Here is a 21,459-nt window from a genome sequence, read left to right as displayed (position 1 = left end):
TAGCTGGTAGGCAGCTCGAATGCTCATCGCGCAAATTTGTTTGGTGGCTGCTTTCAGGCGGAGCCAATTGGCCTTGGAATGTCCGAAACTGAGGCGCAAGGCGGCCATTCTTGGGCCACCATCTCGTCAAATCCCAAAGTCCATCGAGCGGTTGCGCTCTTTGGCGAGCTCGGGTTCAAAAACCTTGGGACTCTTCTCAGCTATGGCTTTTCCGGTCCCCACCTGCGCAGCAGCTTTCAATCGCTCCGTGACTTCCAACGCCGATGATTTCTCGCCTCTGTTCTTGGAAACAGCGGCACCGAGCCTTGCAGCGCTGTCGACCACAAGTGTGAGATGATCGCGAAGCCGGGTCACCGTGACCAGGAAGGTCTTCTGGTTGGCAAGATTGCGCTCGCGGCTATCCATCACCGCAATTCCTCGATCGGAGGTCAGGCCCTGCGCCATGTGAGCATTGAGTGCATAGGCCAGATCAAGGCGTTTGAGCATCGGATCGTCTTTCCCGAGCTTCTTTTCGATGCCCTTGGACGTCTCAACAGTGACCTGATCGCCTTCGATACGAGTGACCCGGGCCCGGTCGGCGTTGAACAGCCCGCGCCGGTGGTCGTTCCTAGTCCAGCGGATGCGATCGCCTTGGTGGACCTCAAGATGGCGCCTGTCGAATAGCGCAAGATTGTCGTCCTTCCCCGCGTGCCCGATACGAGAGGGGTTGAGCTTGCTTAGCCTGCCATGCTTGTCCTCAAGCTCGACAATGCCTTTCCGGTCGTCGACCTTGCGCACCAAATAGTCTCCGCGCTTGAGGCCAAGCGCGCGTTCGAGTTTGGCGACCTCGAGCACCATGCCAGGCCGGTAGGCGGCGAGGTATCGCAGTTCTTCCCGCGTAAGATTGGCGCGGTCGAGAACTTCAAGTTCGAGCTTTTCGGGGCCAATCTCGCGGTTTGCGGCAAGACCAGTCTGGACGGCTTCGTTGACGGCGGCGCGGATCTTGCGACCCGAAGCATAGATCGCGGTCCGCTCCCGCTCTTCTGCCGGAAGCGACAGCCAGCGCTCGGCAGCAACAATCGCTCCATCCCCCTTGGCTTCGACCGTATTGTGCTTGAGGTGGTCAAGCGCCGTGCGGACCAGCCCGGCCTGCGCTGCCGCCTGTGCCTCGCGCAGGATGGGATCGCGCCCACGCAGGTTGGTGTTCATCTGCGCCTGAGCAATTCCTCCCTGCTGCAGGAGATCGAATGGCTTGCCGGCATCGACCGCGCCTAGTTGCTTACGGTCGCCCATGAGCACCAGGCGGTGGGCACCGGCGCGATTGGCGATGCGGATGAGCTGCTCCTTGTCCGCATTGGAGACCATCGAGGCTTCGTCGAGGATAAGGACACTGCCGCCAAGTTCCCTGCGTGCCTCGCGATCGAGGCTGGACCGCCCCTCTGCCTCGCTGATCGGTTTCCAACGCTTGAGGAAACTCGCGAGCGTCTGCGCCTCGATACCCGTGTCGCGTTCGAGCATCTGAACCAGCGTGTTCTGCACCGACAGGCCAAGCAGCTTGTGACCCTCATGGCGCAGCACATCGGCGACCGGCTTCAAGACGCTCGATTTGCCAGCGCCGGCAACACCCTGCACGGCAATGGTCCGATCACGTGATGTCAGGATAAGTCGAGCTGCGCCCAGCTGGCCCTCATTGAGCTTGAAACCCTGATTGACGAGAGCGGAAGCCTGGACACTGGCGTCGGCTCGCCGCTCGGCAAGAATGGGTTCGACAGCGCCCTTTCCTTCATTGGCCCATGCAAGAATCCGAGCCTCGCGCTCGACCTCTTCTCGGCTTGCCAGCCACCCCTTGTGCTCGCCCTTGCCCCGCAGCAGATGCCCTGAACGCACCAGCGAGCGCACTGCTTTCTCGACATCAGCAATGGTGGTTGGCAGGCCAAAATCGAGCGCTGCCTTGTACAGGTCCTCCCGTGCAAAGCCTGCCTCGCGCTGCGCTAGGTGGCGCACTGCCGAAGCCACGGCCTGGGACGCTGCAATCTCTTGCGGCCCCCTTTTGAGAACATGCTCCGAGACGAGAGGATCGTGCTCCTTGCCCTTGATGCGCGCGGCAAAGTCCTTGAGCAGCGCCAGGCCGCGCTCAGCCAGGCAGGGCCCCTTTGCGTCGGCAGCGGTGCGCTCGCTGGCTCTCGTCTTGGCGGTATCGACCAGTCTTGGCAGGTCGAGGCCGACAGTCTTCGCAGCCGCTTGCCATTGCTCGCCCAGGACCGTGCGATCCTCGATCGGCTGCTTGGGCGATCGGGTGGCGAGCGCCGCGATCTTGCCCGCTTCGAGCCCCGGACCTCGGCGTGCTTCGAGCACTTCCTTCCGCCGCGAGGAGAAGGCCATCACCTGATCGCGCGAGATCCCGCAAGCCTCGAAATTGCCGTGCTTGCCAACCGGGCCAGTCTCGTAGCCAAGCTTCTCGACTGCGATCCGGAAGCGCGCCATGGCGATCGAGTTGAGCAGAGTGCCAAGCGCAAAGAGCCTGTCGTTCTTGAGCGTTCGCCACTTGCCGTCCTTGCCCTGGGTCACATTGGCAACGACGGCATGGAAGTGCAGATTGGGCTCCTGGTTGCGATTGGTATCATGCTGGAAAAGGCCGACCGCGAGATTGCCAGTCGCAACGGTCTTGATCTGGCCTCTGTCGACAAGGCGGGTTTCAGCGGCATTCTTCTCGGCCCATGTGAGCGCCTCTGTTACCGCCTCGCGATAGGCAGCAACGATCCGCTCATCCTTTCCGACCAGGGCCAACAGAGACCAGCTTTTGGGGAGCGAAAAGGTCAGATCGGTGCCCGGCCGATGTGCCTGTCCAGGATTGCCGACGCTCGAGCCATCGGGAAGTTCGCCGCGCAACAAGGCATCGAATTGCCTGGTCTCAACGCGCCCTGATAGGCCAAGTGATTTCGCGCCTTCGCCGACCCACTGCCCGGAACGATCGGCATCGGCCCGGGCGTAGTAGTTGTCGTCGGCAAAGTAGCTGGCGGCAGCAGAAGGCGATCGGACATTGGCGATCGAGAGCATGGCCCTAACCCTCGATTAGACGCACTGATTGCACTGGCTTGGGCATCAAATATCCGGCTCGATATCGCCCACATCGGGTTCGTCACGGTCAGGTACATCCCTCTCCTTGTCGTGGGCCGCGCCTCCAAGAAGATCGCGCTGTCGTCGCTCGTGATCGGCGAGAGTGCGTTGCTCTTTGCTTTCCTTGACTGGATGCGGATGAGGACTGACGCCGGGCCTTTCTGACCGCTCGGCGGCGTGATCATTGGGCGCTTTGCGGCTGCCGGGTTCGAGTGGCAGTTCGCTCTGTCGACCGGTCGATTGATCAACTGGCAGGTGCCCCTTGTTGGCGGCTTCTGCAGCAGCTTGTCTGTCCTGTGCTGCACACATCTGGTCGTCCGGCGTCACCTCCTGCGATTTGCCCTTCGCGTGGCGACCTTGTGATCTGCGATTGGGACGTTTCCGCTGGTCGCCATCGGCATCCCGGCCGGGATGCTTGTCGTCGCGGCGACGGCGTTCACCGGAATCGTCGCCGTCGCAGCCGCGTTGTCCGGATACTTCCCCTTCGTCCGGTCCGACTTTCACCGGCTTGGCCACCGTTTTCGCGGGTCGTTGGATCGCGCGAGGGATGAACCCTTCGGCAATGCGAGGCCAATGCCGGGGCTCTAGAGTGACCGGTGCGGTCGGAAGTCCTTCGGGAAACTTGATGTAGCCTTCAAGGCTCTTGAGCCCCATGAACTCATCGGGAAGCAACAAGGGAGCGATTTCGCGGCGGGCTGTCAGGCTCACCGCATCGCGGGCGCTGTTGTGACCATAGCTCTGGTTCTCTTCGACCTCGCGGACCTCGCGGTGGCCGACCGAGTCCGAACACCAGGTAGCGGTCTCGCGGTCGGCCGTACCGAGCATGAGCTTGGTCTTGGCGAGCGACGACAAGGTCATCGCCATGTTCTCTCCATAGACCTCCTTGAGCTTGGCAAAGGCGTGCACACCTGTGACGATCGCACCGCCGTAATTGCGCGCTGTCTGCAGGCCCTTTTCGAGCGAGGGAAGCCGGTGCAGCGCGCCCAATTCGTCGATCAGGAACCACAATTTGAGGTCGGGCGTGGTCCGCCCTGTCATCAGCGTGTTGATCGCCGTGTCGAGCCACAATGTGAGCATCTGCGAGAGCACGGTAAGATCTGCGTAGCGCGCTGAAAGGAACAGGAACGATCCTTCCTTGCCCTCGCCTTTGACCCAATTTCGGATCGAAAAAGGTTCGCCCTCGGTGGGCAGCAATTGCAGCGCCTTGGCGTTCACGTTGAACACCGCACGCACCGATTCAGCCATCTTCGCAGCCTGGGGATCGGTCATTGGGCCCGCCATCGTGTCTTCGAGCAGCTTGTGCAGGTCAGGAAGATTGGCGTTCATGAGGTCGCTTGCGAGCGCCGCGTTGGTGCCCTTCCCCTTCTCGAGCAGCTTGAGACAGGTCTCGACGAAGAGCGTCCGAGCGCCGAGCACCCAGAACTGCTCCGCCCCGCCGCCATCATGCGGCACAAGCGATTCCGCAGCGGCATGGAACTCGGCGCTGGTGGTGCAATCATTGAAGACGCTCCATGCCGGACAGCGGGTATCGAGCGGGTTGAGGATGACATCGCGATCGGGCTCGTAGAAGCCCTCGATAAAGGCGCCCGTGAGATCGAAAATGACCGCGCGCTCTCCCCTCATGCGGATCTCATCGACAAGCTCGAAGAGCGCCACGGTCTTGCCCATACCGGTGGTTCCGACGAGCATGGCGTGACCCTGCTCCTGCCGCCACGGGTAGCTGACACCGGCGATATGCGCGGGCGTATAGAGACCCGCAGCGCGCAGGGCCGTTTCGCCTGCAAGGCGCCATTTCCAGCCCATTTCGCGGCCGTACTCGCGGGCGCGGGCGCGGCGGTTGTACCGGGCTATATCGGTCTCAAGTTCGCTCAGGGAAACGAGCTGCGCACCGCGCAGGTGACGCTTGCGTTTCGAACGCTCGCCGAAGTGCTCGGCGACCCACCAGAAGGCTGCAAGGAGCGGGGCGAGCCAGAGCGCAGATAGCAGCATGGCCTGTTTTGCGGTGGCGAAGAACAGAGTCCAGGCCTCGCGCATCGGCGGGAAGTCCCTCACCACTGCCATGGGAAAGGCAACCAACTCGCCATCGGGCAGCCGCAGGTTCACCAGCTTGTCCGGATCGAACTCCATGAAGCCATAGGCAGAGGCATAGACATGCATCCACAAGAGGTAGGCCTGGTAGTCGGTAAGCATACTGCTGACCCGCCACCAGACGGTCGCCAGAACGACCAGAACAGAGACGACAAGCGGGAGCTTGAAACCCGCAGCGAACATGAAACCGAAGTGCCCGAGAAGCTGGGTGCCGCGCGTGAAATTGACGATGCTATTCTTCATTGCTCGTCTCCTTTTCGCGCGAAGGAATGAAGCCGAGCTGTGCGAGGCGGCGATGGTAAGCGGCATGAGTTCGCTTGCGCAGAGTGTCGTCGGAATGGCTCGCAAGCAGTGCATCGAGCGCGGTGGTGAGGAACACCAACTGGCGGGCCGGATCGGTCCCGCCGGGACGGTCGGCATGATCGTTGTCGCGGTTCCAGGCGGCGACCAGATGGTCGCGAATGACCACGCTCACGCTGGTCTCGCGGAGGTTAGACTGCTCCAGAATCCAGTCCGCGATCAGCGGCGGGACGTAGGTCTGGAGGACCCTGTAACGTTGCATCTTTCCAAGCTCCTTGTGCTGAAGAAGCCTGGTTCGACCTGCGGAAGGTGAGGATCACAGTAATTCACGGTAGGGGTGTAGGAAAACAAAAAGTTCCCTATTTATTCCAATATCTTAGGTTAAGGTGATTTGTCTCCTATTTGCGAATCCAATTCGCGATTTGCGGTCAAATCGGTCGGTGCACACGCCAAATTTGCGCAGCAACTGATTGAGAACATTGATGGAACATTGGCGGCCCCGCTGCGTACGGTGTGCCTCCGTCTCCAATTGCGCGGGTGGTGACCAGTGATCCTGACCGTTCTTTCTCAATGGTCATTCCCAAACCTTGCTGTACGAGCGTGAGCAACCATTTGCATTGGCCAATGCCTGCAAGCGGTCATGTCGAAGCTACACCCTCAACAAGGGACCGCACCTGCGCAAGAGGGACCTTCAAAGGACCATGTGTGAAGCGGCAGGAACGGGACCTGTCGGTCCTGCCGCGCGCGCTGGTCCGACCTGGTCGCGGTGCGCAAGCGCGTGCGGGGCCCGGAACAAAGACACCGCGCCCGCAGGAGCACCGCCGCAGGTGGTGCGGGACCGAGCGCGTCACCAGCCCCGCTCCACATCACGCCTAGGCCCTCCACCTGCGAACACGAAAAAAGGGCGGGAACCGTCACCGGCTCCCGCCATGTTTGATGGTCAGAACTCGTCGAGCATGCCGCCATGCACCGTATGCACCACACGGCTGGCCAGATGTGCTGGCAAGGCGTTGTAGTCACCTTCGTCGAGAGCGAAGTATCCAAGGTCGTCATCCTCGACGACGTGCTGGTCGAAGAAACTGTGCAAGGCCCGCCGTTCGGCAGTGGCGAGTGCTTCGAAGTAGCTGTTCGAGTTCGATTCAAGATTGCCAAGTGTAGTCATGATTTCCTCCTGATATCTTTCGGTGAGACGACAGGAGGAAGGCGGATGGGCGCGGTGCCGGCGGGTCAGGGATCGCCCGCATGGGCGACCGCGAAGCGGCGGTGGGGGCAACGATTTTGTCGTACCGAAGTGCAAGCGTAGGGGAGGCAAAATGGTGGGGCCCCGCCGTCCTTGACGCGCCGGTGCCGGGCCCGTCACCCTTGAAAGTCCGTGGGCCAGGCCCCTCCCCCGCCCGATGAAGAGCGCCCGTGCCAATCATCTGCAAAAGGACTTTCCTACAGGGTCTTGCCTGGTCCATTGGAACCCGCGGGAGGAACGCGAAAGGGGAGTAAGGACGAACTCCAATGCCATCGAAACGAAGCGCTGTAGCCGCACTCCAGAAGCTGGAGGCCGACCGGCTGGCACTCGACGAGCGTCAGAAAGAACTTGAGCGACAGGCTGCACTTGAACTGGGCAGCGTAGTCCTCGGAACGGGCCTCGAAACGTTCTCGAAGAAGGGCCTGGCTAAAGCGGCCGTGGAGCTCGCAAAGCTGGGGGAGGATGAGGCGTTGAAGCGGCTGGGTGCTTCTATATCTTCTCCTCGCTCTCAACAAACGCCTGTGAAGTAGAACGATGAAAGGGGTCCTGTCCGGCTTGGACAGGACCCCTTCGGGAGAGAGATCAACGGGAGAGTTCAGTCGATCTCGGGAGCATCCTTGTTGTCGTCGTTCTCGCCGGAGCCGTTGCCGCGCGAGAGGAAGTCGACCTTGTCGGCGAGGATCTCGGTGCCGTAGCGCGTGACCCCGTCCTTGTCTTCCCACTGGGTGTAGTGGATGCGGCCCTGGACGCTGACCAGCTGGCCCTTGGTGCAGTACTGCCCGACGGTCTTGGCGAGGCCGTTGAAGCAGGTCACCCGGTGGAACTCGCTTTCCTTGGCAGTGTAGCCGTTCTCATCCTTGTAGGTCTTGCCGTCCTTGTCCCGCGCTGGGCGATCGGTGACGACGGTAATCCCGGTGACATTGGTGCCGCCCTTGGTCTCGCGGGTGTCGGGATCGCGAGCGATGCGGCCGGTGAGGATTGCGATATTGGTCATGATACTAGTCCTTCAGTTCCTCAAACCGGAGACCATCTCCGGCTTGCGAACATCCAGAAGAAGCAGGGCATGGGAGGACTGCACCGCAGGCCTGAAGGGCCGAAGGGAAACCTGTTCATGACGGATGGTGCGGGCAGGCGCGCGAAGCGCGACAACACGGCCGTCAAAGGAACGGGTTGCGGCTCCTCAGCTGACCTGGTTCAGGACTGTTCGCGAAGAAAGCCGGATGGGTATCGGGTACGGGTCTGAAGGGTCGCATGATCCCGCTGCAATCAGCTTTCGCCGTCGCTTTCCGATGCTGCCAGGAGATCCATGAAGTTGCGGGCTGCTTCCCGGTCTTCCTCGTTCTCGAACGCCACATCGAGGTCGGGGGCGGACCCGAACATGTGCAGGAACGACCACAGTGCAAAGCGCTTGCCCCTGTCCTCTTCGAGGCCAAGGTCGACCCGGCAATGCTCAATCCCGGCTGCTAAAGTGTCGGGTGATATCTCAGCCATATTGGTCGAGGCAAAGTAGCGAAGGAGAAGATCATCGAGTTGCATTGGAAATCTTGTAGCGTGGCAAATCAGATGCGGGAACGATAAGTGCCGCACCGCTGCAATAACAAGCGTATCCATCCACGAGGAAGTGGCTTCAGAGGCGCTCAGGTAACCGGGATGATCAACAGGGTTGTTCGAAAGCGTATCTATTCGGGCCTGTCGTTACTCTACAATCGACTCAAAGACATTAAGTGCTATGTCAGCTTCGCGACCCGAAGGGCTCGGAGCAGAAATGCAATGAGTTCTCTCCTTATGGGCGGCTTCGAATGGGGCCGCCCTTTTTTCTGGTGACCGGAAGCAATCGCGAAAACGCCGAGCGGGCCTTGCACGCTCACCCGGGACAGCTGCCTAATGGCCCGCGACGATCAACAACCGTGATACGCTGCTTCTTGGCCTCGATCACCAGGCGCTCGGTCACGCCATTGCCCGGAAATGCCACGACGTAGCGAGGGTTAAGAGCGAGCATTTGCTCGTTGCGCTTGAACCCGGCGCGAGCCCCGAGACGACGTTCTAGCCCGAAGGTCAATTGCTGAACTTCGTGACGCTCGGCCCAGGATGCGGCCAGTCTGTCGGCTCCTTTGCCGTCGCCTCCGTGGACGAGAAAGAGATCTGGAACGACATCGCGCACCTTGTCGAGCGTAGCCCAGATGTTGGCAGCGTAGGTCTTGGCGTCGGCCTCGCTTTCGAAGCGGTTGCGGCCGCCGGCGAAGACCACCGGCGTACCCTCGGGTGAATGTGCAGCCTGACGACGTTCGTTGCGCACGCGCAGGAAATCGCGGGCATCGATCACTGCGGAAGTCATGGTCTTCGAATGGCGCGCACGCGATCCCGATACGGGCTTCCAGGAGGAACCGGTTTCGTCGCGATAGAGACCTGCCGCAACCTCTCGCATCTGCTCGAACGCAAACATGCTGGCTTCAGCCGACTGGGCGCGCAGCATTTGTTCCTCGAGGTTCGACGAATGCACTTCGGAGCCGTCGGCGGATGCCAGAAGGGCGCGGATTTCATCCGAGGCCCGGTCCACCTGAACCGACTTGCGGCTGGCAGCGCGGTGGAAGAGATTGACGAAGCCCCAGGCGAGATCCTCGGCGTCGGCTTCGAGCGCGGTGTCGTGAAACAGCGCGAAGAGATCGGACCAGACTGCTCCGAGCGTGTGAGCCATGGCGTCCTCGCAAGGAAAGTCGGATTCGTTGAAAGGGGCAGGCGTGATCGAGAAGCCGGATAGATCGAGACCGGCAAGCTGGCTGGCGAAACTGTCATACATATCGGTAGTCCTCCTGAGACCGGCGAATGCCGGCAGAAGAATTTCCGCGCGGGCCTGTTCGCCGTGCCCAAGAAGGACCGGGACAAGGGAACGCCGCACCGCGGCAGCGGGAAACCCCGCAAGGCAAGGCTGGCGCGGGCCACACGGGCCGCAGCCTTGCGCGGGTTGCGGTGGGACCTGACCGGTCCAGGGCACAAGGACCAGCGAACAGGCCTGCGCGGGATAATGTCGGCGTGGCGCAGGATTTGTCTGGGAGGAATCCCGGATCGGTTCAGGGGCGCTCCGGGAGGCCGAACTGTTCCGGCGTGAAGGCAAGCACCTCTGCGTGGGGGAAAGCTGCGATCGCGGTTAGTCGATCGCCTTCGTGGCGCAGATGCCACCCGCGACCATGGTCCGGTTCCGATTTCGTGAAACCGGCCGGATCGAGCAGTGCCAGGTTGATACCGTCCGGGTCACGCGCGGAGCGCGCCCGGATGGCCTGACCGCCCGCCTCGCGCACCGACACAGCAAGGTCCTGGCAATGCGAATAGTCGTCAGGGTCAAGCCATCGCTTAGCATCGCCCTCAAGCGGCGGCCTGGTCGTATCGGTCAACCGCGTGACCGATACGGGTACGGAAAAGCTCAGATGCTCGCTTGTCCGGTTGCCCGGAACGAACCCCGGCGAGCGGCTGTAGAATTTGAGCCGCCAGTAGGCGGTCTCGGTGATCGCAGTTCCCTCGGCTTCGCTTGCATAGAAGATCCCGGGTCGCTCGTTGGCCCGGCGAAAACGGCTGGCAACCGTGTGGCCATAGCGAAAGGGTGAAGCGAGGAGGTAATGCAACCCATGCGCGGATTTCGGCAGGTCCGGCTTTGCGCTATCTGCCAGTTCTTCAAGCCGCTGTTGCTCGCCAAGGTCGGAGGTCAAACGATTGGTCGAGATGCGATGCTGTGCTTCGACCACACGCCACACCGTTCGGCGGTAGCGGCGGAACTCAGACGCGAGCGCGGTGGGCGTCCACATAGTCGCAAACGGTGATGAGACCCTTGAAGCTGTCGACGAGATCGATCGGGCGCGCATCGAGATCGAGATTGGCGGTCGTCAGCCACGCGCGCGCAGACATGTCATCGCTTCCGAGCAGAGCGTCGAGCGAACGGAACAGCCGCAGGAGGAACTGAGCGGCTTCGAATGACTTCGATGCAGGGTCGAGCTCCGCCTTGCCCGAGCGCAGGCGCGAGGCGGTCGATTCTGATACGCCCAGGATTGCACCAAGTTTGGGGTTGGTGAGGCCCCAGAACTCGGCGATGCGGGCGATAGCAGAGGTGAGCACCTTGCCATCATCGGGCTGCAATTCGAGTGGCTTCGTCGCCATAGCCTATCCTTTCATATGCAAGATATACACTCTTATCCCTCAAATGCAAGATTTCTGACGTTCGAAGACCGCCTCTCCGTTCGAGAAACGCCCGACCATTTTGAGTTCGCCGAACATTCGTTCGAAACGCGGCGCCACTTGGGCGAGCCAGTGGCGCGCAAGGGCCGCGCGCGGGTGATAGAAGTCGGCTTCCCAAAAGCGAGCGTCATCGCGAGGGGCGAGCCAGATCGCGGCAAGCCCGCAATAGGTCGATATCCCGCAATCGGCGAAGGCGTTGCGCAGGAGGATACGGTCCTCGCGACCGCGCCATCCATCGAAGGTCTCGAAGGAAGGAAAGGCTGCCCTTGTGGTATCGATGATCTCGTCGACAAGGCACTCATAGGCCCAGTCGACATCGTCCTCTTCGCCGTCATCGAGCAGGCGAAAGGCTGCCACCGAGCCGGTCGGATAGCTGACGGAACGTCCCATCTCACCGCTCCTCAGGCTGCACTAGCAAGATCGACATCGGTCTCGCCTTCATATGATTGGTATCCACCCAGTTCTAGCAGCAAGGTGGCTGCCTCCTCGGCCTTTGCCGCGGCGGTTAGGATCGCGCGCTCGTCCGATTTGAGGATCTTGAGCCAGGACGCGATGTAGCTGGCGTGATGATCAAGATGCGTGACCGGCAGACCTAGTTCGGCACCCAAAATGGCTGACGATAGCTCGGCGATCAGTTCTTCGGCAGCATAGGCGTCGCTACCGAAGCGGTTCTTGAGATCGCGATCGAGGCGCGAAGAATGACCGGTCCAGTGCGACAGCTCGTGCGCGAGTGTCGCATAGTAGTGGTCATAGGCTTCGAAGAGTTCGGCGGGCGGCATGGTGACGCGGTCGCGCAACGGCTCGTAATAGGCCTGTGCGCCATGATGGCGCAGGTTGGCGCCTACTTGGCCGAAGAATGCATCGAGTCGCTCTTCGCGGCCTTCGGGCTCCAGCGCGGCAACCAGCGGCTTGGGATGGTAGAACTCGGGAAGCCCATCGCATTGGTCGGCATTGAAGACCGAATAGGCCTTCAGCACTCGCCGGCTCTCCGTGTCCTGCTCGCCTTCAGCGTTCTCGACCTCCTTGGTGTACCTCTTATAGAAGATCGCGATGGTCGACTTCTCGCCCTTGCGGACCTGACCACCAAGCTTCTGGCATTGGCGGTATGTCATCCAGTACGGAGAGGCGTATCCGCAGGCATCGGCCACCATCCAGAGCCAGAAGGTATTCATGCCGCGATACGGCGTTCCGCAGGATCGTAGCGGACGAGAAACCGGCAAGCCACGCCACGGCTTGACCCAGGGCTTGGTGCCCTCTTCGAGTTTTTCAATGATGGCGGCAGTAATGCGCCCGGCTGGAGAAACTGAAGCGGTGCGGCGGGACTTGGTCATGGATCGTCTCCTGATCGCCGGAACGGACATGTCCGGGTTCAGGATGAACAAAGCGCCCTCCCCTCTGAGTCTCACCATCGTAGGCGACCTTCGGAAGGAAACGTGAAAAGGCGGCCCGTCCCGATAGGGACGGACCGCCCGCCGAGTGACCTGGACCTGTCAGGAGGGGTCAGGCAGCCTGCTCGGCAATCTCGTGCGCAACCTCGTCATCGGCCGGGTCCGCGGCTTCATCCTCGACCGGTTCCTCAGGTGAACCGAACCGCATGAACTCAGGCACCCACGCTTCCGCTCGCGTTTTCACATCCGCCTCGCCGATGAAATTGCCGGAGAAGATACGCTCGGCGGCGCTCGCCAGCTCTGCCTTCTTCGAACCTGCATAGCGACTGACGAGTTCGGGGCCGCCTGCTGCATCGAGCGCTTCGAGTGTGCGAGCCTTGGCCACACGATCGAAGAAGTTCGCCGCAGTCGGCCGCCACCAATGCGCGGTTTCGATCTCGAGCAGCGACCCGAGGATCTCGTGCAGCGGCGCCGAGCGATCACCTTCGCAGGCAAGGCTCGCGACCAGCGTGCGCGATACGACATGGCCGAGCCAGGCCGAACGTGCTTCATCGCTCAATGCGCGGAAGCGTTCGAACCGCTCGACATCGGTCTCACCGGAGCGCCAGCTTTCGTCGAGCGAAGCGGCGAACTCGGCGAGCGCAGCGCTTGCCGGGGCGTCCTTCGCCTCGAATCCGGCCACCGGTCCCGATGCAACCGAACCGACCAGAGTCGATGCCTTCTTCGCGCGCCAGTCATGCCCATCGGCATCGGCGAGCGTGAAGACCATGAAGTCCAGCGCAAGTGCGGGATCGTTGGCGAGATGGATCGCCAGGATATCGCGCCGCTGCATCGCGAGCTCGTCGAGCAGACGCTGCGACAGCGCCCCGCTCTTGCGCTTGGTATCAGCACCTGCATCCACCGGTTCGACAGCTCCGTCATCAGCGTCGATGACTTCAACTTCGGTGTAGAATTGCGGCACCAATGCCGGTTCGCCATTGCGAGAGAGCACGAGGAACGCTCCAGCCTCCGACTTCAGCTCATCGGCAAGCACCGGCGGTCGGTCGTTGAGATCGCGCATCGCGCGGTCGATCGAGACCAGTTCCTCTTCCGCCTTGGCGATCTCGCTTTCGTCGCTGTCCTCATCCTCGAGGATGGCCGCCGTCCGGTCGTAGTCGGCTTCAAGGTCGCTAAGCTCGCGGGCCTCCTCTTCGGTGAGCGGAGCCGGCTCGCATGGGAGCCGATTGAGGCCCTCGACGAGATCGTGGCTGACATAGTTGCCAAGCGTGGGTCGCACCCAAGCAAGTCCATGTTCTTCCGCGACCTTCTTCGCAGCGTCATCCATCGCTTTCTGGGCCAGGTCTTCGAGCAGCGCGACATCGATCCAGCTCTCGCTGGCTTCGTCGTCGAACAGTTCGCGTTCGATGCGGCCACCTGCAGCAAGGTAGGCGTCGCGCCCGACCAGAACCGCGCGCGGATCGGAGCCACGAACAGTGGCATCGAGCACCATGCGGCGGATGGTGTCGGGCGTGACCTGATACCAGGCATCCTGCAGCTCGGCATAGACGTGTGCCTGGCGGTCGATGTCCGAGATTGCCCCATAGGCCTTGGCCATGTCGAGCGTGATCGCGCCTTCGGCGAGCGCTTCGAAGACACAAGGTGCGAGACCTGCCAGTCGAAGGCGACCCTCGACGAAGCGCACTGTAAGACCGAACCGGCGGGCCACGTCTTCAGTGCTGGCTCCCGCCTCGATGATAGCGGCGAAAGCCTGTGCCTCGTCGGCCGGGTTCATTGCGAGGCGCTGGAAGTTCTCGGCGAGGCTCGCTTCGCGCACTTCGCTTTCCTCGCCTTCGATGACAAGGCAAGTGACCTCGTGGTTCTTGGGAAGCGTGCCCTCTTCGACCAGCGCCTGTAGCTGAGCCAGACGGCGACCACCGGCCTCGACTTCGAACTTGCCGCGCTTGGCCTTTCGCACGACGAGGTTCTGCAACAGGCCTCGGGCGGCGATGTCCGCACGCAATTGCAGATCGGCAAGGACGTCGCTCGACTTGCGCACATTGCGCGGGCTTTGAACGAGCTTCTTCAAGTGAATAGACTGGATCATGGATTGTCTCCTGATGGATTGGAGAGCCACGCGAAGATGCATGGCCCGACAAGCCACCGGCTCCCTCCCCTCTCTCACGCTTGGTCGTGGATTTGCCCGTCAGGCCGCAATGGCCGGGAGAATAGAGGATGCCTTCGACACCGGGACGAAAAGGCGCGTGCGGTAACGAATGATCTCGGTGAAACAGCCCTTGGTCTTGTACCAGTCGAGTCGCTCAGGCGCGTAACCGGTGAGTTCGAGGCGTTGCTCGCCGCCGACCAGAGAGCGCTTGATGGTCAGTGCGTCATGACTGGCAAGCGGCTGGGGCGTCCCGCTTGCCAGGACCAGTTTCCCGAGTTCGGCTGGAGCCGGGCCGGACACACCCTTCAAGCCGAACGTCTCAGTGATCTTGGCAAGGTCGATATCGAGGACTTCGCGTCCGATGATCGAGCTGCCGTCCTCGGCGGCAAGCCGCGTCACCCGGACATGGTCGCCAGGCAGCCGCTTCCAGACCGAGAGCAGCAGTCCCGTGGCCAGATGCACTCGTTCGGTGACCGGCGAGGCCGCTGCGGCGCTCTCTTCTTGTGTCCACAGCTGAGAGAACTCGGTCACGCCGACCTCTTCCCACAAGCTTTCTCCAAGCGCGTCGAGCGTCCAGTTGGCGGATTTAAGCGGGCGAAGAAGGCGGCGACGTTCGATCACCGCGCCATCATCGGCAATGAGGCGCCGCGCCGGAACTGACAGGGCCACCTTGCCCGAGCGCGCATTGCGCAGGGGAATGGCCTGGGGTGATCCGATCTCGTGCATCCTCACGAGACGTTTGAAGCGCAGCGGACGCAATTGGCGTTTCACTTCGAGCGAAACGAGGCGGGTTTCGGCCCCCGAAACAGGATCGGTGCGGAGCACATCATCGGATAGCACCGAGAAGCTGTCGACACGGACCGTTTCCAGCCCCAAATCGAGCGTGCCAGCCTCTCGTGCGGCCTCGATCCGCGCTTCCACAAGTCCGAGATATTCCTCGAAGATGCTGTTTTGCAGTGCGATCGGGAGCGCAAGTATGCGATTGAGCCAGCGTTGGATCGTGGGAAGGTTGTCGCTCAGGCCGCCATCGGGGTTCTCGAGCTTGAGTCCCGTCCTCTCGACGAAGTCCCCGAAACGGGCCGCCTCGAGTTTGCCATCGTAAAGCAGGTGGAACCAGCGCGAGAGCGCGTCCTTCGCATAATCGCTTTCGAGATTGTCGGCAGGGTCGAACAGGTTCTGACCTCCGGTCTGACGCTGGCCGCGTGTGAGAGCGCCCAATGCGTCGAGCCTTCGCGCAATGGTCGAGATGAAGCGGCGTTCGCCCTTCACATCGGTAGTGACCGGGCGGAACAGCGGCGCAGAAGCCTGGTTGGTGCGGTTGGTCCGGCCGAGACCCTGGATCGCATTGTCGGCGCGCCACCCCGGTTCGAGGAGGAAATGAACGCGGCGCTGCTGGTTCTGCGCATCGAGGTCGGCGTGATAGGATCGTCCCGTACCCCCTGCGTCCGAGAAAACCAGGATACGTTTCGCTCCGTCCATGAAGCATTGTGCTTCAGCGACGTTGGCGCTTGCGCTTCGACGTTCAAGCCGCTGCTGACCGTCGCGTCCCAAGACCAACCTGCGCGTGCGGCCTGTCACTTCCGCCACGGCATTGGTCCCGAAATGCTCAATGAGGGCATCGAGTGCAGTCGCGATAGGGGGCAATGCACAGAGTTGCTCGATCAGTGCGTCGCGTGCGGCGATGGCACGCGAGCAGAGAACGGGATTGCCGTGCTCGTCGCTCATCGCTTCGGAACGCAGGTTGCCCTCCTCGTCAGTGAAGACCTGCATCAGGCGCACCGGAAAGCTCTTCGCCAGATAATCGATGACATATTCGCGCGGAGAGAGATCGATATCGAGCGCTTCTCGCTCCTCGTCCGAGAGATCGGCCAGGCGCCGGTCGAGCATGGCCTCGGCGGTTGAGACCAGCTGCACGACAACCGAATTGTCCTCGCCAAGCGAAGCTTCCATGGCGGGGATCAGGCTCGGCAGTTTCATCGAGAGCAGAAGCTGCGCAAAGAAACGCTGCTTGGTGCCTTCAAATATTGAGAGCGCCGCAGCCTTGGCGTTGCGATTGAGCGTATCGCCGCTGTCCTCGTCGACCACCCTTGTGGCTTCGAGCGCTTGGTCGAGATTGCGGTGGATGATGGCCCAGGCCTCGGCATAGGCATCGTAGATCCTCACCTGCGCTTCTGTGAGCTGATGTTCGAGGATCTCGTATTCGACCCCCGCAAAGGACAACGCGCGGGCAAGATAGAGCCCCTGTGCCTTGAGATCGCGGGCAACCAGTTCCATCGCTGCCACGCCGCCAGCGCGGATTTCGGTCATGAACGCCTCATGCGTCGGAAATGCGGTCTCGGGACCCCACAGTCCAAGCCGGGCTGTGTAGCCGAGATTGGCAATGTCCGATGCGCCGGTTGCCGATGCGTAGAGCACGCGAGCGCGCGGCAAGTGGTTTTGTAGCCTCAGGCCCGCCATGCCCTGCTCCGAGCCTTTGACCTTGCCGCGGGTTGAGGAAGAGCCGAGCGCGTTCGCCATGGCGTGCGCTTCGTCGAAGGCGATCACGCCCTCGAACTCCTCTGTGGCCCAGTCGAGGATCTGCTCGAGCCTCGTGTCCTCGGCGCGTCCCGAACGCAGCGTCGGATAGGTTACGAACAGGATACCCTCGGGCATCGTTACTGGAGTTCCGAGCTTCCATCGGGAGAGCGGCTGGATGTCGAGCGTGAGGCCGCCAAGCGCTTCCCAGTCGCGGCGCGCATCTTCGAGCAAAGCCTCGTTCTTGGTGATCCAGATGTGACGGCGTTCTCCAGAGAGCCAGCGGTCCATCATGACACCCGCGATTTGGCGACCCTTGCCTGCGCCCGTGCCGTCACCGAGGAAGAAACCCTGGCGATAGGAGTGACCGTCTTCCGCGAGTTCGACCGTCGTTCCTTGTTGGCTCGGTCGAAATTGCCCCGGAAGGTCCCGTGCGAAAGCCTCGCAGGCGTAGACCAGTGTTTCGCACTGTGCCGCCGAGAGCAGTTTGCCCTCCTGCCAGTTCACGGGAAGCAAAGGGCGTGCTTTCGCTACTGGTGCCGCGACCGAGCCCATCGCGACCGATTCTACGAGCGGCGTCGGGTGAACAGGTGCATCCTCCATGATGACGCGGCTCGGCCGGTAAGGCAGGTAGATACCCGCCTGCTCGGGAACGGGCGCGGGCTCGTCCAGGGCTTGATAGTCAAGCGCGACTGCCGCGCTCTTTTCGGCGGCCCTGGACACGAATGGAGCGTCCGGCTTGCGCGCGGAAGTGCCGCTTACCAAGGTCGCAACCGAACGTACCGGAAGGCGATGGATCTTAGCTTGCAAGGGCGCACGATCGGGCAAATGCGCCAGGCAGGAATTCAGTTCGGTGAGATCGGCGAACTCTCGCGACATCGTGGAATTACCCTGAAGATTCGCTTTCTCGATCACGACCATTCTGACAGCGATCCCGGTTCCGCTTCGTGAGAATGCGCCCGACAGCCGGACGTTGATCAGCAGCGAGGCCTGTTCCTGGTCTTCGACAAAGGCCACGGCATCAAAGCCGTCCGGGAGAATGGCGAGGAGGCGACCTCCCACAGCGCAAATACGCAGCGCACTGCGCAAGTGACGCGTCGCCGTGCGGCCATCCACGCCCCGCTCGCTGCTTCGGGCGAAGGGAGGGTTCATCAGGATAACGCTGGGGCTTGGACCATTGGTGAGTTCGGCGATCAGCTCGCCATCATGTCCGAATAGACGGGCACGAGGGAAGAGATGCGCGAGCGCATCGCGGCGCACGCGATCAATCTCGTTCAGCGTCAACGAGCAATCTCGGACGTCACCCCAAAGAGCAAGCGCGCCATTCCCGGCTGACGGTTCGAGAATGTGATCGCGCGTGCCAAGGGACGCGGCCTTGGCCATCAGCCATCCAAGGATCGGCGGCGTCGAGAATTGCTGCAGCTCGACCTGGCTCTCGCTGCGCACGTGGCGGGGCGGCAAGGCTGCATCGAGCCAATCGAACCGTGCTGCAGCCTCGTGGAAACCTGTATCGAGGTCGACGCGTGAGAACTCGCGAAGCCAGAGCAAGGCCCCAATCTCGACCGCGTTGTTGTAGTCGTCGACGGTCCAGGCATTGCCCCAGTCCTGCACGCCGGTTTGAGCGGCGAATAACCCGGCAACGTTAGATCGCGTAAGGTGGCATCCATCCGCAAGTCGCCGGGAAATTTGTTCACCGATTGCGAAAGCGAGCGGAATTTTGGTCGATATCTCGCGGTCTGGGAAAAAGTCTGACTGAAACATGGCTTGTCGTCCTCCTGATTGAGGCATCGGGACATGCGCCCTCTGCCGGGTCAGGAATTCGAGAAGCTCTCTCTCCTCTTATCGACACGCCTTGTGGCGCAGCCATGACTGGAGTTCGTCGTTCCAGTCTGTCCCGCGCGAATTGGGCTGTCGGACTTGGATGTGCCGCCCTTCACGGAGATAAGAATCGCGCCCACGTTCAGCTGCAAGGTCGCCGCCAGAATCGTGATCGACGAAGAGATGAAGGTCGCTCACGCTCTCCGGAATGGCAACCAGCCCGAAGCGTTCATTGCCCAGCGTTGCCCACGTCGGGATGCCGGTGAGCGCATAGGCCGACATCGCGCTCTCAATGCCTTCGGCGAGACCGAGCCTTCCCTCGGCGGGTGCGAACAGACGTACTGCCGCCTCGCCGAGTGACCCCAGTGCGCGTTTCGGCTTGGCAAACGAAGCCTGGGTATGGCCGGAATGCGACAGGAAAGTCCGGTGAATGGCAATCGGTCCCTCGTCGAGGCTGACCGCAGCGATCATCGCTGGCAGGAAGCGGGCGCGCCCCTTCGGACCAAGCGGTGTGCGCGGGTGAAACCTCAGTGCATGGGACGTTGCGAGGATGCCGCGCTCTTCGAGATATGCCTTGGCAGGACTTCGCTGCAGCGGCCGGGCATCGCGCCAGATACGGAGCGCTGCAGCTGATGGCTTGTTGGAATAGCTCGGCTGGATCGGAAATTCGTCGGATGAGCCGGAAAACAGCGCTGAGGTCTCGATCCCTTCGCGAGCGAGGGCAGCAAGCACGCTGGCCTGATCACAGCCTGCGAAACAATGCAGGAGGATAGCCTTTCGGCCAAGCGTGACACCGAGCGAAGGCGTGCGGTCATCGTGCGCTGGACACCGGGCCATGCCCTTGGTGCCAGACCACTTCCCGCCGCGGCTCTCGCAGAGCTTGCGAGCGGTTTCCTCAAGCGAAGGACGGGATAGGGTTGAGTTCGAAACGGACATACTGGCTCCATCGCCGCACAATTGCCCCTGCAGACTGCCCCCTTTCCTCTTGCCGGACGCGTTTGGCGCTTTCCTACACCCCAATGTTCTATTTATGTTCTATTGCGCATTCAGGCAAGCTAGGAGAGAGCGCGATGAGACGAGAATGGGTAACTGCTGTGTGTTGCGGGCTTGCGATTGCGATCCCCACCATCGCTCAGGCGCAGGAGTTCCAGGTCTTTGATCACCGGCTGAGCAAAGTCGAAAAGCGGGCGGACAAAGAAGTCACGTATGCCCCTTCATTGGCGGTCATTGGGACCGAAAAAGAGATATCATCCCCCGCTCGTCGAAGTTTCAAAGAGACGCTCTACGAACCCCTCATACGCCAAGCTGAAGCAAGGTATCGATTGCCGCCTCGCTTGCTCCAGGCATTGGTCTGGCAGGAATCCCGTTTCAATCCGATGGCGATCAGTCCGGCTGGTGCAGCCGGTCTTGCGCAACTTATGCCTGCAACAGCACGAGAACTAGGTGTTACCAATCGGCACGATCCAGCCCAGAATATCGACGGTGGCGCGCGGTATCTAAGGCAGATGCTCGACCGGTTTGGTGCGATCCATCTCGCACTGGCAGCCTACAATGCGGGGCCCGGCGCCGTATCGCGTGCAGGGGGAATTCCAAGAAATCGGGAAACGCCGGGATATGTGAGGAGCGTTATCCAAAGATGGATGGCATACGGAGAGCTATGAACACGAATAGGAAAAGGATCAGCGGACGGCTCGAGCATCTCCCGCGCGGGGCAGCGATCGTGACAGATGCAGGCGACCACTGGGTTCTGGAAGGCTGCGAACCATCGAACGATGACTTCGGTTTCGAGGTCACTGCCGAGGGTATCGTTGTGGGCTTCGACCGCCTTCGAGTTGAGTGGCTGGGCCAAGTGCCGGCGTAGCGCACAATATCACGCAGCTCTCAAGATCGCGACATTGTCTGTTTTTCCGCGCATCGCATCGAGGAAGTTCGCCCAATCTTGAAGCATGGCGCGACGTGGCGCCAAATACTCTGCGGCATTGTATGCCCCGCGAACTTCGTTCTCCTCGCTATGAGCCAGCTGAAGCTCGACCCAGTCTTCATGGTACTTTCGGATCCACATTGGCGGCTGGCCGACTTCGACCAGCTGTTCATTGGCCCATGTGCTCGCAAGACCTCTGAAGCCATGAACAGTCTGCCGACCGTGATAGCCGAGACGATACAAACCATAGATCATGGTGTTTTCGGATAGCGGCACTCCACGCTTCTGGCCGGGAAACACATAGTCACTTTGAGAACATGCGATCATCTCCTTGGCGAGCGAAGCGGCTTGCATTGACAGGGGTACGATATGCTCACGGTGCATCTTCATTCGATCAGGACCGATGCGCCAAAGCGGAGAGTTGCCGTCTAGATCCTCAAACTCGTGCTTCTTGGCGAAACGGAGTTCCTTCGTTCTGACCCATGTCAGAAGCGCGAAGGTGAGCGCTGCGCGAGTAATCTCGGAGCGTCGCTCCCCTTCTTCATTGTATTGATCCAGCTTGTTTAAGAGCTCTGGCAACTGAGCGAGCGGCAGTTTGGCCATATGCTTTACTCGAGGGCGCGGCTTCAGAGCGCCGCGAAGATGAGCCGTGGGAACTGTCAGGATTTCCGTGTGTGGGCGGGCGGTTAAACATTACGCCGCCATGGCCTTGATGAAGCGTTCGCCG

Annotated in this window: 18 protein-coding genes; 3 read left to right on the top strand and 15 right to left on the bottom strand. The window is 61.3% G+C overall.

What is annotated here, in order from left to right:
• Positions 1 to 126 precede the first annotated feature (126 nt).
• The 4 genes from mobF to GRI48_RS13980 form a co-directional block, all read right to left on the bottom strand.
• The gene (gene mobF / locus GRI48_RS13995; RefSeq protein ID WP_054588543.1) at positions 127 to 3,036 is read right to left on the bottom strand and encodes a MobF family relaxase; all 2,910 of its coding nucleotides are present in this window, start codon (positions 3,034 to 3,036) and stop codon (positions 127 to 129) included.
• A 45-nt stretch (positions 3,037 to 3,081) separates the two neighbouring features.
• Positions 3,082 to 5,427 (bottom strand): type IV secretion system DNA-binding domain-containing protein, encoded by a 2,346-nt coding sequence (locus GRI48_RS13990; RefSeq protein ID WP_054588544.1) that lies wholly within the window; start codon positions 5,425 to 5,427, stop codon positions 3,082 to 3,084.
• Positions 5,417 to 5,746, bottom strand: a complete 330-nt coding sequence (locus GRI48_RS13985; protein ID WP_054588545.1) for a hypothetical protein — start codon at positions 5,744 to 5,746, stop codon at positions 5,417 to 5,419. Before GRI48_RS13985 ends, GRI48_RS13990 begins: the two co-directional genes overlap by 11 nt.
• A 678-nt stretch (positions 5,747 to 6,424) precedes the next feature.
• Positions 6,425 to 6,646: a hypothetical protein gene (locus GRI48_RS13980; protein WP_054588548.1), complete on the bottom strand. Its 222-nt coding sequence runs from the start codon at positions 6,644 to 6,646 to the stop codon at positions 6,425 to 6,427.
• Positions 6,647 to 6,990: 344 nt separating this feature from the next.
• Here GRI48_RS13980 and GRI48_RS13975 point away from each other — a divergent pair, with 344 nt between their 5' ends.
• Positions 6,991 to 7,254: a DUF6437 family protein gene (locus GRI48_RS13975; RefSeq protein WP_054588549.1), complete on the top strand. Its 264-nt coding sequence runs from the start codon at positions 6,991 to 6,993 to the stop codon at positions 7,252 to 7,254.
• Between the two features lie 65 nt (positions 7,255 to 7,319).
• Here GRI48_RS13975 and GRI48_RS13970 read toward each other — a convergent pair whose 3' ends face one another.
• The 10 genes from GRI48_RS13970 to GRI48_RS13925 form a co-directional block, all read right to left on the bottom strand.
• Complete coding sequence (locus tag GRI48_RS13970; RefSeq protein ID WP_054588550.1) at positions 7,320 to 7,718, bottom strand: single-stranded DNA-binding protein; 399 nt, start codon at positions 7,716 to 7,718, stop codon at positions 7,320 to 7,322.
• A gap of 272 nt (positions 7,719 to 7,990) precedes the next feature.
• A complete protein-coding gene (locus GRI48_RS13965) occupies positions 7,991 to 8,260 on the bottom strand; it encodes a hypothetical protein (protein WP_054588551.1) in 270 nt (89 codons plus the stop codon).
• Between the two features lie 328 nt (positions 8,261 to 8,588).
• Entirely contained in the window at positions 8,589 to 9,521 is a 933-nt protein-coding gene (locus tag GRI48_RS13960) for a DUF2493 domain-containing protein (protein WP_054588552.1), read from the bottom strand.
• A gap of 271 nt (positions 9,522 to 9,792) precedes the next feature.
• Positions 9,793 to 10,521, bottom strand: coding sequence for an RES family NAD+ phosphorylase (locus GRI48_RS13955; protein WP_054588553.1), 729 nt, complete (start codon positions 10,519 to 10,521; stop codon positions 9,793 to 9,795).
• Positions 10,493 to 10,870 carry an MbcA/ParS/Xre antitoxin family protein gene (locus GRI48_RS13950; protein WP_054588554.1) on the bottom strand — a complete coding sequence of 126 codons (378 nt, stop codon included), beginning with the start codon at positions 10,868 to 10,870 and terminating at the stop codon, positions 10,493 to 10,495. Before GRI48_RS13950 ends, GRI48_RS13955 begins: the two co-directional genes overlap by 29 nt.
• Before the next feature lie 39 nt (positions 10,871 to 10,909).
• A complete protein-coding gene (locus GRI48_RS13945) occupies positions 10,910 to 11,338 on the bottom strand; it encodes a hypothetical protein (RefSeq protein WP_054588555.1) in 429 nt (142 codons plus the stop codon).
• A gap of 11 nt (positions 11,339 to 11,349) precedes the next feature.
• Positions 11,350 to 12,279 carry an ArdC family protein gene (locus tag GRI48_RS13940; protein ID WP_054588556.1) on the bottom strand — a complete coding sequence of 310 codons (930 nt, stop codon included), beginning with the start codon at positions 12,277 to 12,279 and terminating at the stop codon, positions 11,350 to 11,352.
• A gap of 169 nt (positions 12,280 to 12,448) precedes the next feature.
• Positions 12,449 to 14,419 carry a ParB/RepB/Spo0J family partition protein gene (locus GRI48_RS13935; RefSeq protein WP_054588557.1) on the bottom strand — a complete coding sequence of 657 codons (1,971 nt, stop codon included), beginning with the start codon at positions 14,417 to 14,419 and terminating at the stop codon, positions 12,449 to 12,451.
• 99 nt (positions 14,420 to 14,518) lie between these two features.
• Positions 14,519 to 18,754 carry a strawberry notch family protein gene (locus GRI48_RS13930; RefSeq protein ID WP_160677618.1) on the bottom strand — a complete coding sequence of 1,412 codons (4,236 nt, stop codon included), beginning with the start codon at positions 18,752 to 18,754 and terminating at the stop codon, positions 14,519 to 14,521.
• A gap of 78 nt (positions 18,755 to 18,832) precedes the next feature.
• On the bottom strand, positions 18,833 to 19,648 hold the full coding sequence (locus GRI48_RS13925; RefSeq protein WP_474091906.1) for a DUF7146 domain-containing protein: 816 nt from the start codon (positions 19,646 to 19,648) through the stop codon (positions 18,833 to 18,835).
• A 233-nt stretch (positions 19,649 to 19,881) separates the two neighbouring features.
• Between GRI48_RS13925 and GRI48_RS13920 the strand changes: the two genes are divergently transcribed.
• Both GRI48_RS13920 and GRI48_RS13915 read left to right on the top strand, forming a co-directional pair.
• Positions 19,882 to 20,472: a lytic transglycosylase domain-containing protein gene (locus GRI48_RS13920; protein WP_084758349.1), complete on the top strand. Its 591-nt coding sequence runs from the start codon at positions 19,882 to 19,884 to the stop codon at positions 20,470 to 20,472.
• Entirely contained in the window at positions 20,469 to 20,672 is a 204-nt protein-coding gene (locus GRI48_RS13915) for a DUF5818 domain-containing protein (RefSeq protein ID WP_084758353.1), read from the top strand. Before GRI48_RS13920 ends, GRI48_RS13915 begins: the two co-directional genes overlap by 4 nt.
• Positions 20,673 to 20,681: 9 nt before the next feature.
• Here the strand turns inward: GRI48_RS13915 and GRI48_RS13910 are convergent, their stop codons facing one another.
• Positions 20,682 to 21,335 carry a tyrosine-type recombinase/integrase gene (locus GRI48_RS13910; protein ID WP_160677616.1) on the bottom strand — a complete coding sequence of 218 codons (654 nt, stop codon included), beginning with the start codon at positions 21,333 to 21,335 and terminating at the stop codon, positions 20,682 to 20,684.
• Positions 21,336 to 21,459 lie beyond the last annotated feature (124 nt).

Source organism: Qipengyuania oceanensis (assembly GCF_009827535.1).
Classification (GTDB): Bacteria; Pseudomonadota; Alphaproteobacteria; order Sphingomonadales; family Sphingomonadaceae; genus Qipengyuania_C; species Qipengyuania_C oceanensis.
Note: the sequence above shows the minus strand (reverse complement) of the source record. Positions and strands in the feature narration are given on the sequence as shown.

What these genes read in the sequence shown, in the direction of transcription:
- mobF (WP_054588543.1), bottom strand. Translation starts at nt 3,036, where the DNA reads ATGCTCTCGATCGCCAATGTCCGATCGCCTTCTGCTGCCGCCAGCTAC.
- GRI48_RS13990 (WP_054588544.1), bottom strand. Translation starts at nt 5,427, where the DNA reads ATGAAGAATAGCATCGTCAATTTCACGCGCGGCACCCAGCTTCTCGGG.
- GRI48_RS13985 (WP_054588545.1), bottom strand. Translation starts at nt 5,746, where the DNA reads ATGCAACGTTACAGGGTCCTCCAGACCTACGTCCCGCCGCTGATCGCG.
- GRI48_RS13980 (WP_054588548.1), bottom strand. Translation starts at nt 6,646, where the DNA reads ATGACTACACTTGGCAATCTTGAATCGAACTCGAACAGCTACTTCGAA.
- GRI48_RS13975 (WP_054588549.1), top strand. Translation starts at nt 6,991, where the DNA reads ATGCCATCGAAACGAAGCGCTGTAGCCGCACTCCAGAAGCTGGAGGCC.
- GRI48_RS13970 (WP_054588550.1), bottom strand. Translation starts at nt 7,718, where the DNA reads ATGACCAATATCGCAATCCTCACCGGCCGCATCGCTCGCGATCCCGAC.
- GRI48_RS13965 (WP_054588551.1), bottom strand. Translation starts at nt 8,260, where the DNA reads ATGCAACTCGATGATCTTCTCCTTCGCTACTTTGCCTCGACCAATATG.
- GRI48_RS13960 (WP_054588552.1), bottom strand. Translation starts at nt 9,521, where the DNA reads ATGTATGACAGTTTCGCCAGCCAGCTTGCCGGTCTCGATCTATCCGGC.
- GRI48_RS13955 (WP_054588553.1), bottom strand. Translation starts at nt 10,521, where the DNA reads ATGTGGACGCCCACCGCGCTCGCGTCTGAGTTCCGCCGCTACCGCCGA.
- GRI48_RS13950 (WP_054588554.1), bottom strand. Translation starts at nt 10,870, where the DNA reads ATGGCGACGAAGCCACTCGAATTGCAGCCCGATGATGGCAAGGTGCTC.
- GRI48_RS13945 (WP_054588555.1), bottom strand. Translation starts at nt 11,338, where the DNA reads ATGGGACGTTCCGTCAGCTATCCGACCGGCTCGGTGGCAGCCTTTCGC.
- GRI48_RS13940 (WP_054588556.1), bottom strand. Translation starts at nt 12,279, where the DNA reads ATGACCAAGTCCCGCCGCACCGCTTCAGTTTCTCCAGCCGGGCGCATT.
- GRI48_RS13935 (WP_054588557.1), bottom strand. Translation starts at nt 14,419, where the DNA reads ATGATCCAGTCTATTCACTTGAAGAAGCTCGTTCAAAGCCCGCGCAAT.
- GRI48_RS13930 (WP_160677618.1), bottom strand. Translation starts at nt 18,754, where the DNA reads ATGTTTCAGTCAGACTTTTTCCCAGACCGCGAGATATCGACCAAAATT.
- GRI48_RS13925 (WP_474091906.1), bottom strand. Translation starts at nt 19,648, where the DNA reads ATGGCCCGGTGTCCAGCGCACGATGACCGCACGCCTTCGCTCGGTGTC.
- GRI48_RS13920 (WP_084758349.1), top strand. Translation starts at nt 19,882, where the DNA reads ATGAGACGAGAATGGGTAACTGCTGTGTGTTGCGGGCTTGCGATTGCG.
- GRI48_RS13915 (WP_084758353.1), top strand. Translation starts at nt 20,469, where the DNA reads ATGAACACGAATAGGAAAAGGATCAGCGGACGGCTCGAGCATCTCCCG.
- GRI48_RS13910 (WP_160677616.1), bottom strand. Translation starts at nt 21,335, where the DNA reads ATGGCCAAACTGCCGCTCGCTCAGTTGCCAGAGCTCTTAAACAAGCTG.